We start from the raw sequence: 23,388 nt of genomic DNA, 5'->3' as shown, positions 1-23,388 counted from the left end.
GCTGGGAATACATAGTAAAATATTGGCTCACAAGTTTCCGGTTGAAGAAGGGATTCGCAGACAGGATATAGATGTAAATCTTGATTGATAAGAAAAGGTTGATATTTGGGAGGTAATCTGTATGAATTTTTTTAAGAAAGCAGCACCCTGCGATGAAGCGCTTTGTATTATAAAAAATGTGGAAGACCGGCTTAATGGCAGAACTGTTGAGCAACTGGTAGTTGATTATCCTATTCACAAGACTATGCTTAAACATTTTGACAGGCTGTTGGCAAATGAAGAAAAAATGTCGGTAAGCTCTAAAAAAATGTTGGGCAGCATATCCTCTTTAAGTGATTTTGATGTAAAAATGACACACTCTGCCAATAAACTGATTGCCTTTGCCCAAAATATGTCGGCCTTGAGTGAATCCAACCTTTCTATCGTAGAAGAAATCACGGCAAGTATGAATGAGGTAAATGAAACAATAAGTCATACTTCAGCCACCATGCATCAATTATCAGAATCCTCCAATGAACTGATTCGGAAGAATGATGAAAGCATGGGACAGTTGCAGGAAGTGAATACCCTCAAAGAAAATGTTGTAAAAGATACTACGACAATGGGTGAACAAATCGCTCATTTGGTGGAGATGGCTGATAAAGTAAGTGAAATCGTTAATGGCGTGGAAGCCATAGCTGAACAAACTAATTTGCTGGCTCTTAATGCTTCTATCGAAGCTGCCCGGGCAGGCGAATTTGGCAGAGGCTTTGCCGTTGTGGCTAATGAAATCAGGAAACTGGCAGACAGTACCAAAATGAATTTGGACGACATGAGGGTTTTTGTCAATAACATCCACCAGGCAGCCAGCGGCACCAAAGAAAGCCTGAATCATACCCTGGCGTCTACCGGCAATATGAATGAAAAGCTGGACATGATATCTGATACCATCAAAGACAATGTGTTTATGTTAAAAGACACTATTAAAGATGTGGACAAAATTTCAGAGTCCATGCTGGATATTAGAGAAGCGGCCAAACAAGTAAATCAGGCAATGAATCTATCTACTCAGGATGCGGAAAAGCTGCATGAGATGACGCAAATTATTCACGGCGATGCGATGGAAAGCGCTGACAATGCCAAACAGATAACCAAAATTGACGAGGACCTTAGTGAGATTGTACGAATTATGATAACCTCGTTAAATGGGGGAATGCATGCAATCAGCAATGAGGAACTGACCAGGAATCTGTTAAAGGCCAAAGAAGCTCATGGTAATTGGATGAAGAATTTGCAACGAATCGTTGAGGAAATGAAAACTTACCCGATTCAAACCGATTCGAGGAGATGTGCCTTTGGTCATTTTTATCATGCCATGCATATAACTCACCCGGACATAGTTAAGGAGTGGTCAGCTATTGACAGTGTCCATCATGAACTGCATAGTATGGGGATAAAGGTAGTGGATGCCGTTAATGCCAAGAATGCAAATCAGGCTAATACATTTTATGCACAAGCCAAAAAAATGTCTGAGGAGATATTTGCCCATATAGATAATACCATTAAGGCTATTGAAAAAAATTCTAAATTAGGGATAGAAGTATTAAAAGCTGGTAAGTAGTAAATAGCATGGTTGAAAGGGGGGGCCGGGATGCTTAAGGAATTTGTTAAGTTTGCCATGCGGGGGAATGTTTTGGATTTGGCGGTAGGCATTATTATTGGTGCTGCATTCGGGAAGATAGTATCTTCGTTTGTTAATGATATTTTAATGCCGGTCGTTGGCCTGCTGTTGGGAAAAGTGGATTTTTCCAATCTGTTTATCAACCTGTCAGGCACCAGTTATCCTACTATTGCAGCAGCGAAAGCTGCCGGAGCGGCAACCTTAAACTATGGTCTGTTTATCAATACAATCGTAGATTTTACGATAGTCGCTTTTGCTATTTTCCTGCTCATAACCCAGGTAAACAAGCTGTCTGCCAAACCTCCGGAAACACCGGGACCGGGAACGAAAGAGTGCCCGCATTGTTTTTCCAATGTGCATAGCAAGGCAACGCGCTGCCCATATTGCACCTCGATATTTGATAATTAACGGCAAAGCCTGTGAGTTCTTACCTGGTAAGGCTTACAGGCTTTTGATCAGAGTCCCCTAAATAGTGGTTGGGGGATTTTTTATCCTAACAGAAAGTATAACTTTCTTAAGAGCAGGATAAGGGCAACATCGACTTCCGCCGTCGCCGAGGGCTCGGGGCAAGCCGTGTTTTCTTTATCTTTATAGTATAATGTAGATAGCACTTTCGTGATTGGTAAAAAAAGACAATACTGAACTGCAACACTGGTTTAGAGGGGGGAAACGTGTTATAATAAGGTTCGTTAATGTGCTTAAAGGAGTTATTATGTACAATGACCAATATAAAAAATGTTTATGATGAAGTCCGTGTCTTTTTTGATGAAGAGCAGGAATGGGATTCGGCGATAAAACGCGAATGGATTGAAGGTTTTTTGCGTCAAAAAGCCTGGCAGGGAGCTAATGATGAAGAGCTTACAGATACCTGGCACAATCTTCAACTGTTCGTATCATATATATCATATTCGGGTGACACGTCTCTTGATGAACTTTCAGCAGCCGAATATAGTCTGGCAGTTGAATGGATTATCGTACAGATGGAAGGTTTTAAACCTAATCTTAAGACAGTAAAGCATTTTTTTGATGTGCTGCAGGAGTTTTACAGTTATCTGGCTGCGAAAAAGACGATCAGTGACACCCATGAGCTTAAGAAGGCTGCAGCGTTTATGACCAGCGGCAAACGGCTTCGTTTTATGGAAGACGAGGATGAGCAAGGAGAGTTGTCGCTCAAATCACCGCTGACTATACCTAAAGATATTGGCAGGATTGTTGGCGAAGCGGTAGAACGCCTGATGCTTAAGTTTAGCGCCTACTTTCAGCAAGAAAATTTTGTTGAAGACTTTGAGCGCGCTCTTGCTTTATACCTGGGACCGCTGGGACAAATGCCGGAAGACGAAAATGATGATGAGTTTTGGCTGGGATTTTGGGACTATTTTTTATTTGACTATCATTTGCTGGCAAATGACCGGACACCACTCATCCAATTTCATATAGATTACAGTGATAAGCTGGCCGGTGAAGAACAGAAAATACTGCGAGAGCTTCTGGGAGCAAAATTTACTGTATTTTATGTGGAAACCATAATAAATCAGGATTGGGTGGAGTGCGTTAATCTCTTAACCGATGAAAAGTTCCGCCTGCCTAACCCTAATTTTGACTATAAGCTGGTGAAAAAACTGCTGTTTTACGGACATGTCTTTCTGCAGCAAGAGGATCAGGATTTGATTATGATCAATTTCATTACCAGTGTTGAGATAAGCAGTAACTTGCGGCGGCGGGTTAAGGAGGAAATTACCCGCCAGAAAGCTATGCTGGAATTGCAGCAACCGGGAGCTACCTGGGATGATTTTGTCAGGAGGCATGCCAATGCTGTGCGGCACACCATTGATTTACTGGCTACCTGGGCCAGAGTCAATGTCACCTCCTATGCGCAGGTCGAACGCAGCTTTCCGCAACCGGCAGCCGGGGATAAAGCTGTGAATACCACGGTGTCGGAATTAATTGTAAACTCGATGCCGAAATTTGGCTATTCGCGGCATGATGCGGTTTTAGTACAAAAAATGTGGCAGGACTTTTCCGGTATTACTGCCGTGACTGTCCGTAAACCGGCTGCCTGGGCCGCTGCCGCTATACAGGCATTTTCTCAGATTAATAATGCCGAGGCCGAGCTGCCGGCAGAAACACTGGCTGATGAAATGGCGGTAGCCAAATCCAGCATTAGTGCTAACCGGAGTAAAATAATCGAGGTATTAAAGCTGGAGAAGTATGATCCAAGATACTTAAGTGAAGAAGGTATAGTTTCCCTGCTCTATGATTTGCAATAAGTATCAGGAGGGGTAGAGCATGCAATGTCCAAACTGTGGCGAACAAATACAAAGCGGAACAGGCAAATGTCCGCACTGCGGCCATGAAGCGGCGGTTACCGTGTTAAGCCGTCAGGAACGTGATAATTTCGACGGAATTACTATTGAAGAAGAAAATGGCGGTAACCGCAACCGGTATGAAAGTTATGAGTCCGGCAACCGGTCGCGGGTGAAACATATTAATATTTCGTTTGGTTCTTCCGGCTGGGCCGGTAAGTTAATGGTAGCTGCCGCCTTGGTAATACTGGTGTTTTTTTTCCTGCCTGTATTGCTGTTTATTTTGCTGGCAGTCGGTGCGGTGCTTATCGGCGCTTGGTTGTTTCAGTTATTAAGAAGATAAGAAAACGCGGACAGTGCATATTCCCATGTGCTGTCCGCGTTTTTTTGCGTCTGTATGTAACCTGTATTAAGGTGGTTGTGTTCCGGAAGTTTACTGAGATAGCAGCAACTGCTTAATTCTTAGATATTCCTGCGTAAAATAGACGTTGTTTTGTGCTTCACGATGATCAAAGCCATAGGCACGGCGGCTAACGGCCAAGACGGGTGGTGCCTGAATACGCTTGGCCACTGCCATGCCGGTGTAGTGACGCCACCAACGTTCCAGGTCGTCAATGAAAGGGCGGGGACCGGAGAATAACTGCTGGATCAGGCCGGTTTGACAGCCTAGTTTTTGTTCCAGCACGTCTGTACCCTGACTGTACCAGTCTAAAATGTCTGCCGGTGTGACTCTGTTCCAGTATTCCGTAAAGGCACGAAATAAATAATCATGATAGCTATAAATAATGGGATCGCCTTTACCTTCATCCACAGACTGCTCGAAGGACAGTTCGGCACTTGGTACTAAATCAATGGCTGCCTGGGGAATGACTTCCCGCCCATAAATGGTGGCGTTAAGATAATGTGCCAGTTGATAGACCTGATGTTTCCATAAGTCAGCCAGCGCTGCCAAAAATCCGGCTTGGTCGCCATAGAGAGTGGAGTAGCCGACAGTAAGCTCACTTTTGTTGGCGTTACAGGTAAAGCCACCGCCGAAAGCCGCCGACGTTCCTGCCAGCAGGCGGGAAGAACGGTCACGGGCCTGAATATTTTCCAGTACAAAAGAAGATACGTTCAACTGGTGCTCAGTACCATTAGCCAGGTTGATGATGGGTGTACCGCTGATTTGGGCAGCCGTATGTTCGACCGATTGTTCAATTGGCATTACCGCATACAGGCAGCCAAGATTTTTGGCCAACTGGCTGGCCAAATCTTTCGTTGTTTGGGAATTGAACCTGCTGGGCATGTTGAGCAGCAGGATATTTTCCGGGGGCAAAATGCTTGCATATAATGCAGCGCTAACGGCCGAGTCAATACCGCCGGAAACGCCGATGACCACCTTGTTCATCCCAATGGACTGGAGGAAGTTTTTGACACCATAACTGACAGCCTGATACAGGCTGGCAATGTCGGAATCGTCAGGTACGTTGACCGGAGGAAGATTTTGGCCGCCCGCTTCAGTGACAAGCTCAATATAGTCAAGTGTTTCGGCAAAAGGCCGGCAGCAGGTGACAATTTGCCCGGTGCTGTTATATACTGTGCTGAATCCATCGAAGGTATATACCGTTTTACCGTTATTCTGAAGACCTGTATTATTAACATAGACAAGCGGGGTATTGGCTTCCCGGGCTTGCCGGGAAAATACCCGGTTGCGTTTATTGTTTTTGCCCAGTGTAAACGGTGAACAGGAGATGTTGATGATTACATCAAGCGGTCCGTTGGCGGTGAGAACCGCAATCGGGTCAACGCTGTAATCATCAGACCAGCCGTCTTCGCAAATGATGCAGCCCAGGGTATAGTCTTTGCCTTTAATTGACAATTTGACAGGTTTTATTAGGTTTTCCACAGGCTCTCTGCGTTCCAGCGACAGGCTGCTCAGGCTGAAAAAATGCCGTGTGTCGTCAAACTCGCGGTAGTTTGGCTGCAGTGTCTTGATGCGTATGTCGACAAGACGACTGTCTTGGGCAATAAAACAGGCATTGTGTTTTCGCACCCGGCCATCATCGCCGTGTTTGCCCCAATCTACGGCAACATTGCCGAAGATAACACAGATATCTTTGGCAGCCGCAATTATCTTACGGCCAAAAGCTTCACAATCACGCAGGTAAGCCTGTTGTTCCCAGGTGTCACCCAGCAGGTAACCCGGGATAGCCATTTCGGGGAAGATGATAATATCAGCCTGGTGGTTGCTGGCGTTGGCAATCATGGATAACATCTTGTCAGTATTTAAATCCGGCCGGCCTGGAATAACGTCCATTTGGCCTATTGCAATTTTGAGCAAAAACTCTTCACCTCAAATCGTACAAATGACATGCAGTGTTCTTTTCGCTGTCAGGGGGTTCTTGTCCTTCTGAATTTTATTATAAGAGTGCATTTATTAGGGTAATCATATCGGCGGGATATTATGATGAAAAAAGCGGGCGTCATACTAAGGGAAGAGGCGGACAATAGAAAGAAACCGCCTGACAGGCGGTTTAGGCAAAAGCGCAAGCCGTATATTCTTCATCGAATTATATAGTGAATGCTGATATTTTCTTCTTCTCTTAAATCCAGCACAGTTCCATCATCTAACCGGACCATTGACCGTGCCGGCTGTTCTTTATTGATGAATACCACCCGGCCTTGACGGTTGTCTGTGAGGGATACCCGGTTGCCTGACAAAAAGTTGGTCATATTATCCAGAAAAGTAATACAAATTTTGGGGTCAAGCCGGTGGAGTTCGTTGCGCAGTGTTTGCAGACTAACATATGGGCTTAACTCAGCCTGGGGATTTTCCCGGTTAATTGTCATTCCTTCGTCATATAAATCAGCGACGGCTACAATTTTGGCATACGGATGGATGTAATAGTCGGTAATGCCTCCGGGGTATCCGCTGCCGTCGCGGCGCTCGTGATGCTGAAAAACAGCAGCGGTGATGCTTTGCGATATGTTGGGAATTTTGCTTACAAGGTCATAGCCATAAGCAACATGCTGTCTATAGTGTTCATAATCGTCAGGTGATAGTTTGCCGGGCATATGTAAGAGTTCGGGCGGTAAAAGCGATTTACCCACATCATGCAGCAAGCCTGCAAGTGAAATGGCGTTAACCGATTCCGGCGGATACTTGAGCCAGATGGCGATAAGGGCTGAGATGGCACTTACATTGACACTGTGATACATAGTGTAATCATCGCAGGGAGGCAGGTTATACAGCCTGTCGATCACATTACCGGCGCCGGCAATATCGGACGCTATATCCGTAGCGGCGGCAGTAAGGGCATCAAGGGGGATTTCCTGGCTTGAGCGAATATCTTCAAAAGCCTTTTGTACCACAGGTACTGATTGATTATACGTATTGATAAATTTTTGAAGTTTAGGGTCAGTAATCGGGTTGGCGGTTGCCACTTCAGAATAGACAAACACCTTCGGAATTTTCCAATTCCCCAGTTTTTGAATGTTGTGCTGGCTAAGGATGTTGTTTTGGTTAAACAATATTTTACCGTCACTGGAGTAGATATCCCGGGCCAATTCCATTCCGGGAACGAGGAATTCAATAGATTGCTCAATGATCTTGCGATTTTCGTCAACTGCTTCGCTCATAGACACCTCGCAATATGAAAAATGGGCATACATATGCTAAAGGCTATTTTTCCACACAATTTTGGAAAATCCTCTAAATTTTTCTGTTTACCGCTAATTATTAAGGAGGAATTTTGTCGTTTGCGGTTAAAATAGTAAATATATTATAATTCGGGAGGTGTTTGTAATGTCCAATTGTGCTACAATCATGGCCATTATTCAAGGTAATCGTCTGGAAACGGCTGTAAAAGTTCAGGATGTTCTTACAAAATACGGCTGTTATATCCGGGTACGATTAGGCCTTCACGATGCAGCCGTCAACGCCTGTACTAACAGCGGTATTATTCTGCTGCAGTTATGCGGGGAGGATGTACCGGTAAATCAGATGGAACAGGAACTGAAGCAGATACCTGAAGTAAAAGTAAAATACATGCTGCTGGATTAACTAAATACGGGCGCGGTTACCGCGTCCGTGTTACTTTATCCTACGTGTTTACTTGATTGACAAATTGAGGAAAGAATACTATACTGTGAAAAAAATGTGTAAACTATAGAAAATACAACTCGTGGAGGGAATCGATTTGGCGGCCAATGTTTATTTTATTCCAGTCACTGACGCGCTGCCTGTTGCCGAACAGGCTAAAGCTATGGCTAAAATTTTTGCAGCTTCCGGCGCCGCACAAGTGGTTGGGCCTAATGATTTTGTCGCAATAAAAGTGCATGTCGGTGAAAAGAAAAATACAACCCATATTAAGCCGGCAGTGATCAGGGAATTGGTTGAGCAGGCTAAAGTTCTAGGTGGACAGCCTTTCCTAACGGAAACGTCCACTTTATATAAAGGGGAACGTGAGAATGCCGTAAAGCATATCTTGCATGCCCACAGCCATGGTTTTGGCATCGAAAATGTCGGTGCACCCTTTATTATGTCAGACGGGTTGGCCGGTAACACCGAATCTGAAGTGGAAATCAACGGCGAACTTCATAAAACGGTCAAAGTGGCCAGGGAAGTGCTAAGCGCAGACTCCATGCTGGTTGTTTCCCATCCGACCGGACATCCTGCCGCCGGTTTGGGGGCGTGTATTAAAAATATCGGTATGGGGCTTGCCAGCCGCATGGGAAAGATGCGTCAGCATTCGGCCATGTTGCCGGAAGTGAATAATAAGTCCTGTCAATACTGCCAAAAGTGTATTAAGTGGTGTCCTCAGGATGCGATAATTGAACAAGAGGGCAAAGCTTTCATTATTGCCGAAAAATGCATAGGATGTGGGGAATGTTTGGCTGTTTGCCGGTTTGATGCCGTAAAATACGACTGGAATGCTGAGTCGGGCTATATGCAGCGGAGTATGGCTGAACATGCTTATGGGTGTGTTATCGGCAAACCGGGCAAATGTTTCTATTTTAATGTGCTTATTGATATGACCAAGGATTGCGATTGTTTCAATACCAATCAGCATAAGTTGATTCCCGATATTGGTATTTTAGCGTCAAATGATCCGGTGGCCATTGATAAGGCTACACTTGATCTGACCGCTAGGGCTCATGGACAAACGCTGGCAGAGTTATCTTATGCCCACCATGATGCCATGATTCAGATTAATCATGCCGCTAAAATTGGCATGGGCTCATTAGAATACCAGCTGATTACGATTTAAGCAAGACAGACTTGCTTTATGACTGCTGTAATTGTACCTGTGGAGGATACCGATAACCGATGAAAACAAATGCCGCCAGAATATTAGATGGCTTGAAAATTGCCTATGAACTGCATGAATATGCGGTTGATGAACATGATTTAAGTGCCGGGCATGTTGCCGACAAAGTGAACATGCCGCATAATCAGGTGTTTAAAACCCTGGTAGCCAAAGGGGACAAAAACGGTGTTCTTATGGCCTGTATCCCCGGTGATGCTGAACTGGATCTTAAAGCCTTAGCGGCGGCCAGTGGTAATAAGAAGGTAGAAATGGTGGCGCTAAAAGAGGTGCAGCCACTTACCGGATATGTTAGAGGTGGCGTTTCCCCCTTGGGACCCAAAAAGCGCTATCCTGTATTTTTGGATGAAAGTGCAGCAAAATGGCCGGTAATCGCTGTTAGTGCCGGTATACGGGGCTGCCAGATTACCCTGGCTCCTGATGACTTGGTAAAGGCAGTGAATGCCCGCTTATGCCTGATTGCCCGCGGCGAGTGAACTGATGATCTGAATCCGGGAGGAATTTTTTATCATGCAAATTAGTATTCATGAAAATATCCGTCAAGTTATTCCCAATTGCCGCTTGGGGTATTTGACAATCAGCGACGTTATTGTCCGGGGAACGCCGCCGGCTTTAAGTCAGGAGTTTGCCCAATTACAGCAAGAAGTGGCCAAGGTGTATAACCTGGAGGATTTGCCGAAGCTTCCCCGGGTTTTGGCAGTGCGTAACATGTATAAAAAACTTGATTTTGATCCGTCCCGCTACCGGCCGGCTTCGGAGGCGTTGGTACGCCGGGTATTACAAAAAAAAGATTTGTACTATGTAAATAGTGCGGTGGATGTCAATAATTATTGCTCTATTAAATATTTACTGCCTTTCGGCTTATATGATCTGGATCAAATAGCAGGTAATGTTGTATACCGGCGGGAACAGGAAGGCAGCTACATCAATATTGCCGGCAACATGGTGTCAACCGATAATAAACCATTTTTGACAGACGATAAGGGTGTATTTGGCAATCCTACATCTGATTCACGGCGGACGGCGGTTACGCTGACAACCCGTAATATTTTGGCAGTCATTTATGCCGATGAAAGTGTCAACACTGCTGAATTGAGCGGCATACTTGACTTTGCCGGCAATATGTTTGTTTGTTATAATTGTGGTAAAGTAACAGGAAAATATATTATATAACGAACGACTGACTGAATGTATCATTCTTTTCTTATTGGAAGGAGAAACCTTATATGTATGTTAGCACACGTGGTTCCGCCGACAAGCTGACGGCAGCGGCGGCTATCGCCCAGGGAATAGCTCCGGACGGAGGCCTGTTTGTTCCGGAAGCCATTCCGTCAGTCGACAAGGCGGCTTTAACCGGCTTACTTCCGCTCAGTTATCAGGAACGGGCGGCGGCGATTCTGGCATTATTTTTACCTGATTATACCCAGGCGGAACTAAACAGCTGTATAGCCGGTGCCTATGGCGGCGCTAAGTTTACCAGTCCCGCCGTAGCCCCTGTAACCAGGGTAACTGATGACATGTTTGCCTTAGAGTTATGGCATGGACCGACAAGCGCTTTTAAAGATATGGCGTTGCAGCTTTTACCCAGGCTGCTGTCTTGTGCACTCAACAAGATTGATGAACAGGCTGAGCTTGTTATTTTGGTTGCGACTTCCGGTGATACCGGCAAGGCTGCTCTTGAAGGCTTCAAGGATGTTGAGCAGACACGCGTTATGGTGTTTTACCCGGAGGATGGCGTGAGCCAGATTCAACGGTTGCAAATGATTACTCAGGAAGGGTCCAACCTTACCGTATTTGCGGTAAAAGGCAATTTTGACGATGCCCAGACCGGGGTTAAGCATATTTTTAATGATAGTGCTTTTAATTCAACGCTTGCCCAGCGCGGTTTTAAGCTGTCGTCGGCAAACTCCATCAACTGGGGCAGGCTTGTACCGCAAATTGTGTATTATTTTAGTGCTTATGCCGACTTGGTGCAAGGCAAGCACCTTACTCTTGGCAGTCCGGTCAACTTTGTTGTCCCGACAGGCAACTTTGGCAATATTCTTGCCGGGTATTATGCAAAATGTATGGGGTTGCCTGTTAATAAACTGATTTGCGCATCAAACAGTAATAATGTATTGACTGATTTCCTCACAACCGGTGTTTATAACCGTAACCGCCAGTTTTACAAAACACATTCGCCCTCGATGGATATTCTTATTTCAAGCAATCTGGAACGCCTGCTGTACCACATGGGCAATAATGATCCGGCACAAGTCGCTCATTGGATGCATGAGCTTAGCACTAAGGGTGAATACCGTGTCAGTCCCGAACAATTACAGGCTATCCAAGCGATTTTTCCTTCAGGCTGGGTAGATGATGCTGAAACGGCAGCTACAATTGGCCGGATACACAAAGACTACGGTTATTCGCTTGATCCTCATACCGCAGTAGCCTGGAAGGTTGCCGAAGACTATCGCCGCAAGTCTGGCGATACCACGCCGCAGGTTATTGTTTCGACCGCCAGTCCGTTTAAATTCAACGAGACGGTGCTTGCAGCCCTCACTGAAAACGACGGCGTAAAAGCCAAATCAGAATTTGCGGCCCTAAACCAATTGTCTGAGCTGACCGGCCTGCCAATACCACCGGCGCTGGCCGAACTGGAATCCAAACCTGTCCGGCATACGGCCGTGTGCGGCAAGCATGCTATGCCTGACGTAGTAAAAGCGACATTACATATAACAGAATAAACCTGCCACCTTACAACTGCCAGACTACCAGCTTATTTGTACTGCTGCCTACAGTAATATAAAGCAAGCCGGGAACCGGTAGTTGTTTTTTCTATGTATTATATACTATTAACGTAATTAGTAAATACTATATCAAAAAGATATACATTTTTTAGTGAAATAGTACTTTTGTATACAATATACTTTTGATATAATAATTTGTGTTACAATATAAGGATAACGTAGCAAATAAGGCTTGATTTAGAAGGGGGATATCAGCATGTGCGGGAAGGTATATTACAATCTGAGTCCGGTGCAGCTAGTCGAAACAGCTATTAAACTCGGCGAGGGAGAATTGACTGCCAGTGGTGCCCTGCGAGTTACGACAGGTACGTATACCGGACGTTCGCCTAATGACAAATTTGTAGTTGATTCACCTGCTATTCATAGTAAGATTGCCTGGAACAACAATAAGTCCTTTTCACCGGAAAAATTTACGCAAGTTTATAACCGGATGCTTGCCTATATGCAAAACCGGGAACTGTTTATTTTCACCGGTTTTGCCGGGGCTGACCCTGAGAATCGGATCACTGTTCAGTTTATTAATGAATTTGCCTGGCAGAATTTATTTGTACAGCAGCTTTTTATCCGTCCCGAACTGCAAGGACCGGAGCTTATCCCTGATTATAAAGTCATTTGCCTTCCCGGTTTCACAGCCGACCCGGCCATTGACGGCACTCGTTCAGAAGCCTTTATTATTCTCAATTTGGAACAACGCCTGGTGCTTATCGGCGGTACTCACTATGCCGGCGAAATGAAAAAGTCGATATTTACCGTTATGAATTATATCTTGCCTGAGCGGGACATTTTATCCATGCATTGTTCGGCCAATGCCGGAAAAAATGGAGATACGGCGCTGTTTTTTGGCCTGAGCGGCACAGGCAAGACGACGCTGTCAGCCGATCCGGACCGCAATCTGATTGGCGATGACGAGCATGGCTGGAGTGATACCGGGATTTTTAATATTGAAGGCGGTTGTTATGCCAAGTGCATTGGCCTTAAGTATGAGACCGAGCCGCAGATTTGGGATGCCATCCGGTTTGGTTCTGTACTGGAAAACGTAGTTATTGATCCAGCGACCCGGGTGCCGGATTTTGCCGACGGTTCTATTACGGAAAACACGCGAGTTGCGTATCCTGTGGAGTATATACCCAATGCCCTGATACCCGGGGTAGGCGGTCACCCCAAAACCATTATATTTTTAACGGCTGACGCTTTCGGCGTACTGCCTCCTATTGCCAAGCTGAGTACCGAACAAGCTATGTATCATTTCTTATCCGGCTATACCAGTAAACTGGCAGGTACGGAACGCGGTATTACTGAACCCCAGGCTACTTTTTCCGCTTGCTTCGGCGCGCCGTTTTTACCGCTGTCTCCGCTTAGGTATGCCGAACTCTTAGGGGAAAAACTTAAGCGGCATAACACTGCCGTATTCCTAATTAATACAGGTTGGTCAGGCGGCCCCTATGGTGTAGGCCAGCGGATGAAGCTTTCTTACACCCGGGCCATGGTAACGGCAGCCCTTGAAGGCCGGCTGGACCATGTCCCCTATAAACTTGATGAGATATTCACTGTTTATGTTCCGGAAAGCTGCCCGGGTGTGCCGGCTGAAATCCTTATGCCGCGCAATACATGGTCTGATAAGGCGGCATACGACTGCAAGGCACAGGAGTTAGCCCGTTTATTTGTCCAAAACTTTACTAGTTTTAAACAAGCTATGCCACCGGAAATTATTGCTGCCGGGCCTAAAGCTTAATAAGTAAACCAAAAAGTTTGCCGTTTTACAATGAACGGCAAACTTTTTTTGCTACTGTATGGCCGGCAGCTTTTGCTTTAGGGTGAGCACTGGCGAGAATAAATCCCCCAGCAGACTGGCTCTTTCCAGTACTTGCTCTGCTTCAAAGGTTAACAAATCCGGATTTTTATGTTCTACGGCACCGGCAACTTCCTGCCAGGTTACCGGCGTAGAAACAGAGGGGCGGTCTTTAGCCCGGAGTGAGTAGACACAGACGGTTGTTTTATGTTCGTCGTTTTGGCTCCAATCAATAAAGACTTTACCTGTGCGCAATTGTTTCTTCATGTTTGCGACCACCTTGTCAGGATACTTTTCCTGAAAGCGGGTGGCAAGTATCCGGGCAAACTTTTTAGTGCTGTCATAGTTAACCGGAGTATTTAGCGGCACATATACCTGCAGGCCTTTGGAGCCGGAAGTTTTGGGAAAACTCTGTAGTTGGTGCTTATCAAAATAATCCTTTAACAGCAGGCCGATTTGGGCGCAGTCGAAAATGGTGGCAGGCGGACCGGGATCAAGATCGAATACCAGCAGCGAAGGCTGATGTATCGCCGGTGCCAGGGATAGTGACGTATGCAGCTCCAGTGCTGCCAGATTGGCAGCCCACACTAAGGTGGGTAAATCAGCGGCATTGCAAAAATTGACGTGCCGGTTATTGCTGCCGCTCCATACCGGTATGGTTTTGATCCAGCCGGGACGCGGGGAGGGGCATTCCTTCTGGTAGAAAAACTTACCTTGTGCCCCATGGGGATAGCGTTTCATGGTCAGCGGCCGGTTGGTAAGATGCGGCAGGAGCAGGGGGGCAATGCGAATATAATAGTCAAGCATTTGGCCTTTGGTGAAACCTGTCGCCTGATAAAATATTTTATCAAGATTGCCGACCTTCAATTTGCGTCCGGCCACCTCAATGCCGGTTTTAGGCTTATTGTCACTGGGCACTGGCTTTTTTCCTCCCGGTTGCGGACGGTGATTTTCGGGATTTACCCGGAGTGGTTTCCTTATTTGTACCGGTTTGGCCTTTTATGGCCGAGATGCTGGCCTCAAGAGCAGCCATGAGGTCAATGACTTTGCCGCCTTCTTTTACTTCAGGCTGGTTGCTTACTATTTGCCCTTCGGCTTTTTTCTCCAGCATGTCGAGAACCTGCTGATGGTACTGGTCGTGATATTTTTCCGGTTCAAACCGGGTTGACAGTGACTCGATCAATTGTTCCGCCATGTCCAATTCCTTTTTGTTCGGTTCAGGCACATCTGTGGGCAGGTCTTCCAGTTGGTCGGTGGAGATTACCTCATCGGCAAAGTGCATGGTGGATAATGCCAAAGCTTTACCGGCAGGGCGGATAGCGGTGAGATACTCCTTATTGCGCATGACTACCCTCGCAATCGCTACTTTGCCTGTGTGCTGCATGGAGGTCAGCAGTAAAGAGTAGGCTTTGTCTGCTCCCTTATCGGGCGCGAGGTAATAGCAGCTGTCATAGTATAGCGGGTCGATTTCGTTAAGTTTGACAAAATCTTCAATAGCAATGGTGCGGGCATTTTTTGGCTGGATGGCTTGCAGCTCTTCGCTGGTGACAACCACATACTTATCAGGGGCGATTTCGTAGCCTTTGACGATGTTTGCAGCAGGTACTTCAGCGCCGTCAGACGGGCAGACCTTTTTTAGCCGAATACGGCAGCCGTCAGATTGGCGTAATTGATTGAAGTGAATGGATTTCTTTTTTACAGCGCTATACAATTTGACAGGGATATTAACGAGCCCAAAACTGATTGCGCCAGTCCACATAGGGCGGGGCATAAGCATCACCTCCGTAATTAGTCTTCGCGAATTACCTGACGCGGGTCTTTATCATTTCGTAACCCTTTAAAGGAGGGGTGTCTGAGAGTATGGTTGGGAGTCCATTCGGTAAACTCAAATTCTCCGACCAATAGGGGTTCGACAAAACGGGCATTTTTAATTGGCAGTTCCTGAGAAAAAGGATTGGTTTCACGGCGCAGCGGCTTTAGCATTTTTGCTATTGCCAGAAGCGACGCCTGGGTAAAGCCGGTGCCTGCTTTACCGGTATAAAGGAGCTGCTGGGATACATTACGGGCTTCAGCCTCCGCCGGAATCATATCATAACAGCCGGTAAGCAGAGCGCCGATTTTGCCGTGGCGATTTCCCTGCCCCGGTACCCAGCCGCCAATGATTAATTCCTGACGGCGGTGATTTTTGATCTTGAGCCAGGTACCGGTACGTTGACCGGGATGATACGGACTATCAAGGCGTTTGGCAACAATGCCTTCCAGTCCCAGCTTGCGGCTGGCTGTTAAAACACTTTCTCCTTCGCCGATATGATAGCCGGGAGTTTGCCAGTAAGGACCATCAAGAGCAAGGCTGGCGAGAATATTTCTTCTTTCGGTATATGGTTTTGCTAACAGCAGATTATTGTCAATTGATAAGATGTCAAATATTATATAGTAAACAGGAAGATTTTCCATCATTTCAGCAATCATCCTGTCATCTGATAATCCCATACGATGCTGTAACCGTGAAAAGGAAGGGAGTCCCGCAGGGTCGAAGGCGACAATTTCACCGTCAAGAATTAATTCCCGGTACCTGCTGTCTACGGCTTTACTCAATGCAGCAAGTTCGGGATATTGACTTGTTATATCTTTGAGATTGCGGCTCATTAGCTTGCATTGCTTTTCTTCCAGATAGCAGATGCTTCTGATGCCGTCCCATTTGATTTCAAAGCCGTATTCGGCTTGGTTTGCAGGCAATGGACCGGCTTTAGCCAGCATGGGTTTGATTATCGGCATGATGTCCTCGTGAACGCTGATTTGCTGTTAGTTTTTACAGAGGAAGGTAAATATATTACAACCGTCAATTTTGCTGAGGCGAGGGCGGCCGTTATGCATAAGCGGAGGTTAAGCGCCGGCGGCGCGGTGTTGTATGACGGCCGCCCGCGCCGGGTCTTGTGCCGGCAAACAAAAAACAGGCCGGGTGTATCCGGCCTGTTACATAAGCAATAATTAATTATCTGTTGGATTGGAAGCACTCGCGGCAATATACAGGTTTTCCGGCGGTAGGACGGAAAGGAACCTGGGTTTCAATGCCACAGGCGCTGCAGGTAGCGTCAAACATTTCGCGTTGCGGACGGGCGTTGCCACCCATGCGGCCGCCGTTTTGACGTTTTCTGGCTGCACGGCAATCCGGGCAGCGGGAAGGATCATTTTGGAAACCTTTCTCAGCGTAAAAGGCTTGTTCTGATGCGGTGAAACAAAAAGCAGTACCGCATTCTTTACAGGAAAGGTCTTTGTCTTGGAAATCCATGTTTAACCAACCTCCGTTAATGTGTTTGACGCAAACAATTGCTGGTCGGTTGGTCAAGACATAAAGTTGCTAGCCATCGAGAGCAATTATGTTTTGTCATACCATCAATATAACCTGTAGGTATATAATTGTCAAGACTTGGATATTAATTTTTCCAGTTCATCCAGCATAGTTGAGAACTTGTTAAGTGTGAGCTCAACCGGTTGCGGAGTTGACATATCGACTCCTGCTTGTTTCAGGATGCTGAGCGGATAATCGGAGCCGCCGCTCTTAAGAAATTCAATATAGCGCTGCTTGTCGCCAGTACCACCGTTAGCCATCTTTTCCGCCAACGTAGTGGCCGCAGCATAGCCGGTGACATATTGGTACACATAGAAATTCCAGTAGAAATGAGGGATTCTGGCCCATTCAACATCTATTTCACTATCCACTACCATGCCGGGACCATAGTACTTGGTGTTAAGCGTATGCCACAGTGCATCAAGTAAATCGGCTGTAAGTGTTTCACCCTCTTCGGCTTTATCATAGATGCTTTTCTCAAATTCGGCAAACATGGTTTGACGATAAACGGTAGCCCGTACCATTTCAAGGTATTGATTAATTAAATAGAGTTTCTTTTGTTTGTCGGTTGTTGCTTTTAAGAGGAAATCATTTAACAGGATTTCGTTGGTGGTAGAAGCCACTTCTGCTGTAAAGATGGTATATTGGGAGGTGGCATAAGGCTGAGCGGCCTGGCTGTAATAGCTGTGAATGGCGTGCCCCATTTCATGTGCCAGGGTGCTGACATCTTCCAGACGGTCGTTATAGTTTAAGAGGACAAAGGGGTGGACCCCATAGACACCCCAGCAGTAAGCTCCGGTTTGTTTGCCTTTATTTTCATAAACATCAATCCAGCCGGAGGTTAAACCTTTGTTGAGGATATCGGCATACTCAGTACCGAGTGGTGCGAGGCCTTCGCGTACCAGTTTTAATCCTTCGGCATAAGGGATGTTGAATTTTACTGCTTGTGCTAAAGGCGTATACAGGTCATACATATGGATTTCGTCAAGTTGCAAAGCTTTTTTCTTGAGTGCAATATAGCGGTGCAGTGGCGCCAAATTGTTATTGACTGTAGCCAGCAGGTTGTCATAGACATTCACCGGAATATTGCTTTCCGATAAGGCGGACTCCAGGGTCGAATTATACTTGCGGGTACGGGAATAAAAGATGTTTTTCTTAACATTCCCTGCCAATGTAGCGGCAAACGTATTACGGAAGGTATTATAAGAACCGAACAGGCCGCTAAAGGCTTCCTGGCGAACGCGCCGGTCAGCCGACATGATCAGTGAACGGTAACGCCCTTCGCTAAGTGTTATTTTTTGTCCGTCTTCCCCGGTAATGTCCGGAAATTTCATATCAGCATGGGCCAGCATATTAAAAATATTTTCTGAAGCCTGAGTGGCTTCGGCTGACCGGGATAAAATTTCTTCTTCGGCAGGGGATAAGACATGCTGCTTTTGACGAATCAGGTTGTCAAAATAAAAACTGTATTCAGCCAGTGATTGCTCACGCCGGAAAGCAGCTAGCATGTCATCAGATATCGCAAGAATTTCGGGTTCGATAAAAGCAGTGGCGGCACTTGTTTCTGCCAGAAGCCCTTCAGTTTTGCCGACAAGGGCCTGGTATTTGGCATTGGCTGAGTTTTCATCCCGGTGTAAACGGGCATAAGCGAACAATTTGCCGGCCAGAATATTGATTTCATCCCGCAGCTTTAGGCAGGCTGCAAGCTTTGCCGGTGTTTGGGATAGAGTTCCTTTATATTCGGTAATGCCGGGCAGGGCGTTTTTAACCTTATCAAAATCGGCTTGCCAAAGCTGTTCATTGGCATAGATATTTTCTACCTGCCACTTATACTCAGCCTGTATCTGTTCACGGGATGGCAGTGATGTGGACGTTTGCGGCATAAGAGCACTTCCTCTCGATTCATATTCGGTAACGTATAATATATATATATTAGGGCTATTATGTGGCATTTCCTGGTTTAGCATGCTCTCAACGAAATATTTTTTGTCCCCATCGGCTTCCGCCTTCGCCAAAGGCTCGGCGCAAGCCGTGTTTTCTTTATTTTTTTCATCTGTGTTATACTTTATAGTATTTTAAAATACCGTCACAGATACTCTCGGCGGCATTTTCGCGCCCATCCACGCTGGATAACAACATTTCTTCAACCGGATTGGAAATAAAAGCTACCTCCACAAGGATTGACGGCATGTTTGTGTAACGCAAGACGTAGAAGCTGGCAAAACGTGCGCCACGGTTTTTCGTACCGAGATTTTCAACTAAACTGCGTTGCACCAGATTGGCCAGTTTTATCGAATCCTTGCCACCGTAATGGAAAGTGGTAGTGCCTGCGGCGGTAGTGCTGGTAAAGGAGTCATTATGGATACTAACAAACATATCGGCTTCTGCCTGCCGGGCAGCTTCAACTCTTGCCCCCAGTTCCTCCTTGGATGTTGCGTCAGTGTAGGTTACATCGGTATCAGTATCTCTTGTCATGACGATGGTAGCGCCGTTTTTTTCCAGTTTTTCTTTAAGCAGTAAGGCGATAGCCAGGGTATTGTCTTTTTCCCGGGTACCTGTTGGGCCTACAGCCCCGGGATCGCTGCCGCCGTGACCGGGATCAAGGCAAATTACCTTACCGGCAAGGCGGGCGTTCTCATCTTCCGTTCTTTCATCGGCCGGATTGTCAAGTGGCAGAGGCGGCATAGAGGAGTCTTTGGAATTGATAAGAACCAATTCGCGTTGCGCATCATAACGAATTCCCCATTTGAGCATTTGGGCCATATTACGCAGGGTTATTAATAAATCACGGTTGACACGGGCGTTGCCAGGCAAATAGCGCCCATCAATCATTATTCGCATAGTTTCACCATCCTCACGTTTACCTTTAAGCAGGAACCATATTGTTGCGAGTCCGGAGACGAAGCGATAATATAGTGAATCGCTTAGTTCTGAGCGGTAGCGAAGAACATCCTTATTCTATCTTATGCAAAGCCGGTTTTGGTGGTGTCTTGGCCCAGACAGGGATTTGACAAGGAGCAGGGAAACTACTATACTTGCAGGGAGATTATGGAACGGAGAAATGCCATGAAGGTTTTGTTATCAACATTAAATGCAAAATACATCCATTCATCTTTAGCACTGAGATATTTGACTGCTTTTTGTAAGCAGTCCGGACAGGATATAACTGTTCGTGAATATACCGTAAATAATGGGTTGCTCACAGTGCTGAGCGATATGTACGCTTGTCAGGCTGATATTATTGGCCTGGCTTGTTATATTTGGAATATTGAGGCCAGTTTGGAGTTGGCAAATTTAATTAAAAAAGTACAGCCTAATGCTGTTATTGTGCTGGGTGGTCCGGAGGTCACTTATCAACCGGAAGATATTTTGCACAGCAATGAGGCCATTGACTACATTGTTCTTGGTGAAGGCGAACAAACGCTGACTGCTTTGTTAAAAGCGCTGGCTCAAGGTGAGCCTGCTCAGAATATTCCCGGGGTGGCTTGCCGGAGCACTCTGATGGCAGCCAACTGTCAGCCACAGGTAGTCGGCAATCTTGATGACATTCCTTTTCCCTATCATCATGAAGATATGGTGCTGCTAAAAGATAAAATTCTGTACTATGAAAGTTCACGCGGCTGTCCGTTTTCTTGTCAATATTGCCTGTCAAGCGCCACTTCCGGGGTGCGATTTTTGAGTCAGGAGCGGATAATCAGTGACCTTTCCTTTTTTATTGAGCATGATGTTAAACAGGTTAAGTTTGTTGATCGCACATTTAATGCCCGCAAAGAGCATTATTTTCCAATAATGAAGTTTCTGGCAGCACAAACTTGCCGGACTAATTTTCATTTTGAGATTGCAGCCGATATTTGGGACCAAGAGGTATTGGAGTTTTTGCGCGATATTCCACCCGGCAGGTTCCAGTTTGAAATCGGCATTCAATCAACCAATGAACAGACGTTGGCGGTAATAAAGCGACATAACAACTGGTCACAGATTGTTGACAATGTCAGTCAGGTCAGAGACTATGGCAATATTCATCTGCATCTTGACTTAATTGTCGGGCTGCCGCATGAGACTATAAGCGAATTTGCCAAATCCTTCAATGATGTTTACCAACTGCAGCCGGCAATGCTGCAGATCGGCTTTCTTAAATTGCTTAAGGGTTCTGGTATTAGGCGTACTGCGGTCGACCATGGGTATGTTTACATGGATAGAGCACCCTACGAAGTATTGGCAAACAAATATCTGGATTATAGCCAGATCAGAAAACTTAAGATTTTAGAAGAAGTCTTTGAACAGGTGTACAATACCGGACGTTTCCGGTATAGTCTGCCCTGGCTTATTGCACTTAGCGGCAAAGGGGCTTTCGATTTTTACGATAGATTAGCTTGTCGGTGGGAACAGCAGGGGTATCATCTTGTTGCGCACAGTGCCAAGACTATATATAAGCACATGGCTGATTTTTGTGCAGAGGTTTATCCGCAGGTGCAGCATGAATACCGTGAGTTTTTGAAATTTGACGCGCTAATGCAGGAACAGGGGACAGTCCGTCCGGAATTTTTACCTTGGAACCAGATAAATCAGGCAGCGGCTGATAAATGGGCGGAGGCTAAGACCGCCTTTTGGCGCGATACCGAATGTGTCCGCCGCTATTTACCAGATTATGAGTTTACGACATGGCGGGATATTAAAAAGCAATACCATATTGAAGTATTTACTGTGGATATTCCTGCTTATTTACGGGGGAATGAAGACTTGACCTGGCGGGAAACAGCGGTGCTGTTCTCTTATCAGAATGCGAAACCATCTTATCAGGTGATTAATTATGACGACTTCTGGAGTTAGATACAACGCCTATTCCGAACACCTGCGTGAGCGGTATGGCGAGAAGGTATACAAACTACCGGTTAGCTTGCCGGTAACCTGCCCTAACCGGGACGGTCAATGCGGCCATAATGGCTGTGTGTTTTGCGGCGAAATTGGCGCAGGCTATGAAAATTTGCCGGCTTCGTTGACTGTTAGTGATCAGTTAGCAGCCAACAAGGCGCATATTGCACCCAAATATAAAGCTAAGAAATTTATTCCTTACTTTCAAAATTTCAGCAACACCTATTTGCCTGTTGAACAGTTAAAACATCATGTCATCGAAGCCTGCAAGGAAGATATTGTGGCCATCGCGTTAGCCACCAGACCTGATTGTATTAATGATAATTATCTGGAGATGCTGGCTGCTATAAAAGACGAATATGGTGTTGATATATGTATTGAACTGGGGCTGCAGACGGTCAACTATCATACCTTAGAGAAGATTAACCGTGGCCACACGCTGGCAGAATTTATTGATGCCACCCGGAGAATTAAACACTGGTCGATGGATGTATGTACACATCTTATCGTAAACCTTCCCTGGGATGGCATGACAGATGTGATAGAAAGTGCGAAAATCGTTTCGGCACTGGAAGTTGATCAGGTCAAACTGCATGCTCTTTATATTGTAAAGAATACAGTAATGGCCGACTGGTATCAGAAAGGTGAGATTACGCTCATTAGTAAAGAAGAATATGTGGAGAGGGTGGTCACCTTTCTGGAATATCTTCACCCCGATATTGTTATTCAACGTCTAATTGGCCGTGCGCCTGAGACCAACACATTATTTACCAACTGGCAGACAGGCTGGTGGAAGATACGGGAAGCGATCGAAGGTCAATTGGTGGAGCGAGATACGTGGCAAGGCAAAAAATGCAGCTATTTAAACGGTTCGGCAGTAAAAAAGTTTGTCAGATGATCTAAAGCGCACATATATAGTCTCTAATACTTCAACCCTAAAAATTGTAAACATAATTCTGAGAAAACTTACTCTTCTGTGTTTTAATAAAGCTATTTACAAAGATAACTAGAGTTGTTAATATTATACTGCATTTAAAAATTAAGGGAGAGTGTAGTAGTAATAATGAAAAAGCTTCAATTGTTAGAGCAGATAGATAAACTTTCGTCTCTGCTTCAAAGTAATGATCTGAAAGAACTTAACTTCACTGCAGGTACAATTAATGAAATGTATCAAAAACTGGATAACTTAACAAACGAATATATTAAATGCTATTGCTAAACATCGTTTATACGATGTTTCTTTTTTTGCCTGGCAGAAAGCATGGCTTTCCGGATTCTTCTTCGATATTGCAACCTAATAGTCTGCCAAGTCTAAAG

General features: G+C 45.6%; 20 protein-coding genes. 12 read left to right on the top strand and 8 right to left on the bottom strand.

What is annotated here, in order from left to right; all coding sequences use genetic code 11:
- Window positions 1-121: 121 nt before the first annotated feature.
- From SPSPH_RS12300 to SPSPH_RS12285, 4 genes are all read left to right on the top strand, one after another.
- The gene (locus SPSPH_RS12300) at window positions 122-1,600 is read left to right on the top strand and encodes a methyl-accepting chemotaxis protein (protein WP_075756883.1); all 1,479 of its coding nucleotides are present in this window, start codon (window positions 122-124) and stop codon (window positions 1,598-1,600) included.
- 30 nt (window positions 1,601-1,630) lie between these two features.
- A complete protein-coding gene (mscL, locus tag SPSPH_RS12295) occupies window positions 1,631-2,068 on the top strand; it encodes a large-conductance mechanosensitive channel protein MscL (protein ID WP_075756884.1) in 438 nt (145 codons plus the stop codon).
- Window positions 2,069-2,379: 311 nt separating this feature from the next.
- Complete coding sequence (locus tag SPSPH_RS12290; protein WP_075756885.1) at window positions 2,380-3,927, top strand: hypothetical protein; 1,548 nt, start codon at window positions 2,380-2,382, stop codon at window positions 3,925-3,927.
- 19 nt (window positions 3,928-3,946) lie between these two features.
- The gene (locus SPSPH_RS12285; protein WP_075756886.1) at window positions 3,947-4,306 is read left to right on the top strand and encodes a zinc ribbon domain-containing protein; all 360 of its coding nucleotides are present in this window, start codon (window positions 3,947-3,949) and stop codon (window positions 4,304-4,306) included.
- A 90-nt stretch (window positions 4,307-4,396) separates the two neighbouring features.
- Here the strand turns inward: SPSPH_RS12285 and nadE are convergent, their stop codons facing one another.
- A complete protein-coding gene (gene nadE, locus SPSPH_RS12280; RefSeq protein ID WP_075756887.1) occupies window positions 4,397-6,283 on the bottom strand; it encodes an NAD(+) synthase in 1,887 nt (628 codons plus the stop codon).
- 221 nt (window positions 6,284-6,504) lie between these two features.
- On the bottom strand, window positions 6,505-7,581 hold the full coding sequence (locus tag SPSPH_RS12275) for an HD-GYP domain-containing protein (protein ID WP_075756888.1): 1,077 nt from the start codon (window positions 7,579-7,581) through the stop codon (window positions 6,505-6,507).
- Window positions 7,582-7,747: 166 nt separating this feature from the next.
- Between SPSPH_RS12275 and SPSPH_RS12270 the strand changes: the two genes are divergently transcribed.
- From SPSPH_RS12270 to pckA, 6 genes are all read left to right on the top strand, one after another.
- Entirely contained in the window at window positions 7,748-8,005 is a 258-nt protein-coding gene (locus SPSPH_RS12270; RefSeq protein WP_075756889.1) for a hypothetical protein, read from the top strand.
- Between the two features lie 136 nt (window positions 8,006-8,141).
- Entirely contained in the window at window positions 8,142-9,212 is a 1,071-nt protein-coding gene (locus SPSPH_RS12265; RefSeq protein ID WP_075756890.1) for a DUF362 domain-containing protein, read from the top strand.
- A gap of 59 nt (window positions 9,213-9,271) precedes the next feature.
- Entirely contained in the window at window positions 9,272-9,745 is a 474-nt protein-coding gene (gene ybaK, locus SPSPH_RS12260) for a Cys-tRNA(Pro) deacylase (protein WP_075756891.1), read from the top strand.
- A 34-nt stretch (window positions 9,746-9,779) separates the two neighbouring features.
- On the top strand, window positions 9,780-10,442 hold the full coding sequence (locus SPSPH_RS12255) for a B3/B4 domain-containing protein (RefSeq protein WP_075756892.1): 663 nt from the start codon (window positions 9,780-9,782) through the stop codon (window positions 10,440-10,442).
- 53 nt (window positions 10,443-10,495) lie between these two features.
- Window positions 10,496-11,998 (top strand): threonine synthase, encoded by a 1,503-nt coding sequence (gene thrC, locus SPSPH_RS12250; RefSeq protein WP_075756893.1) that lies wholly within the window; start codon window positions 10,496-10,498, stop codon window positions 11,996-11,998.
- A gap of 259 nt (window positions 11,999-12,257) precedes the next feature.
- Window positions 12,258-13,793 carry a phosphoenolpyruvate carboxykinase (ATP) gene (gene pckA / locus SPSPH_RS12245; RefSeq protein WP_075756894.1) on the top strand — a complete coding sequence of 512 codons (1,536 nt, stop codon included), beginning with the start codon at window positions 12,258-12,260 and terminating at the stop codon, window positions 13,791-13,793.
- 51 nt (window positions 13,794-13,844) lie between these two features.
- Here the strand turns inward: pckA and ligD (SPSPH_RS12240) are convergent, their stop codons facing one another.
- The 6 genes from ligD (SPSPH_RS12240) to SPSPH_RS12215 all read right to left on the bottom strand — a co-directional run bounded on the left by ligD (SPSPH_RS12240) (window position 13,845) and on the right by SPSPH_RS12215 (window position 20,040).
- Window positions 13,845-14,768, bottom strand: a complete 924-nt coding sequence (ligD, locus tag SPSPH_RS12240) for a non-homologous end-joining DNA ligase (RefSeq protein WP_075756895.1) — start codon at window positions 14,766-14,768, stop codon at window positions 13,845-13,847.
- Window positions 14,758-15,621 (bottom strand): Ku protein, encoded by an 864-nt coding sequence (locus SPSPH_RS12235; RefSeq protein ID WP_075756896.1) that lies wholly within the window; start codon window positions 15,619-15,621, stop codon window positions 14,758-14,760. Before SPSPH_RS12235 ends, ligD (SPSPH_RS12240) begins: the two co-directional genes overlap by 11 nt.
- A 17-nt stretch (window positions 15,622-15,638) precedes the next feature.
- Window positions 15,639-16,625: a non-homologous end-joining DNA ligase gene (ligD, locus tag SPSPH_RS12230; protein WP_075756897.1), complete on the bottom strand. Its 987-nt coding sequence runs from the start codon at window positions 16,623-16,625 to the stop codon at window positions 15,639-15,641.
- A gap of 217 nt (window positions 16,626-16,842) precedes the next feature.
- Window positions 16,843-17,139 carry a zinc-ribbon domain containing protein gene (locus tag SPSPH_RS12225; protein ID WP_075756899.1) on the bottom strand — a complete coding sequence of 99 codons (297 nt, stop codon included), beginning with the start codon at window positions 17,137-17,139 and terminating at the stop codon, window positions 16,843-16,845.
- 131 nt (window positions 17,140-17,270) lie between these two features.
- Window positions 17,271-19,082, bottom strand: coding sequence for an oligoendopeptidase F (pepF, locus tag SPSPH_RS12220; RefSeq protein WP_075756900.1), 1,812 nt, complete (start codon window positions 19,080-19,082; stop codon window positions 17,271-17,273).
- A gap of 175 nt (window positions 19,083-19,257) precedes the next feature.
- Window positions 19,258-20,040 carry an N-acetylmuramoyl-L-alanine amidase family protein gene (locus SPSPH_RS12215; protein WP_075756901.1) on the bottom strand — a complete coding sequence of 261 codons (783 nt, stop codon included), beginning with the start codon at window positions 20,038-20,040 and terminating at the stop codon, window positions 19,258-19,260.
- A 207-nt stretch (window positions 20,041-20,247) separates the two neighbouring features.
- Here SPSPH_RS12215 and SPSPH_RS12210 point away from each other — a divergent pair, with 207 nt between their 5' ends.
- Together SPSPH_RS12210 and SPSPH_RS12205 are read left to right on the top strand one after the other, a co-directional pair.
- On the top strand, window positions 20,248-22,029 hold the full coding sequence (locus SPSPH_RS12210) for a B12-binding domain-containing radical SAM protein (RefSeq protein WP_233139129.1): 1,782 nt from the start codon (window positions 20,248-20,250) through the stop codon (window positions 22,027-22,029).
- The gene (locus SPSPH_RS12205; RefSeq protein WP_075756902.1) at window positions 22,010-22,969 is read left to right on the top strand and encodes a TIGR01212 family radical SAM protein; all 960 of its coding nucleotides are present in this window, start codon (window positions 22,010-22,012) and stop codon (window positions 22,967-22,969) included. Before SPSPH_RS12210 ends, SPSPH_RS12205 begins: the two co-directional genes overlap by 20 nt.
- Window positions 22,970-23,388 lie beyond the last annotated feature (419 nt).

Source organism: Sporomusa sphaeroides DSM 2875, assembly GCF_001941975.2.
Classification (GTDB): Bacteria; Bacillota; Negativicutes; order Sporomusales; family Sporomusaceae; genus Sporomusa; species Sporomusa sphaeroides.
This window is presented reverse-complemented; position numbering and strand designations above follow the sequence as displayed.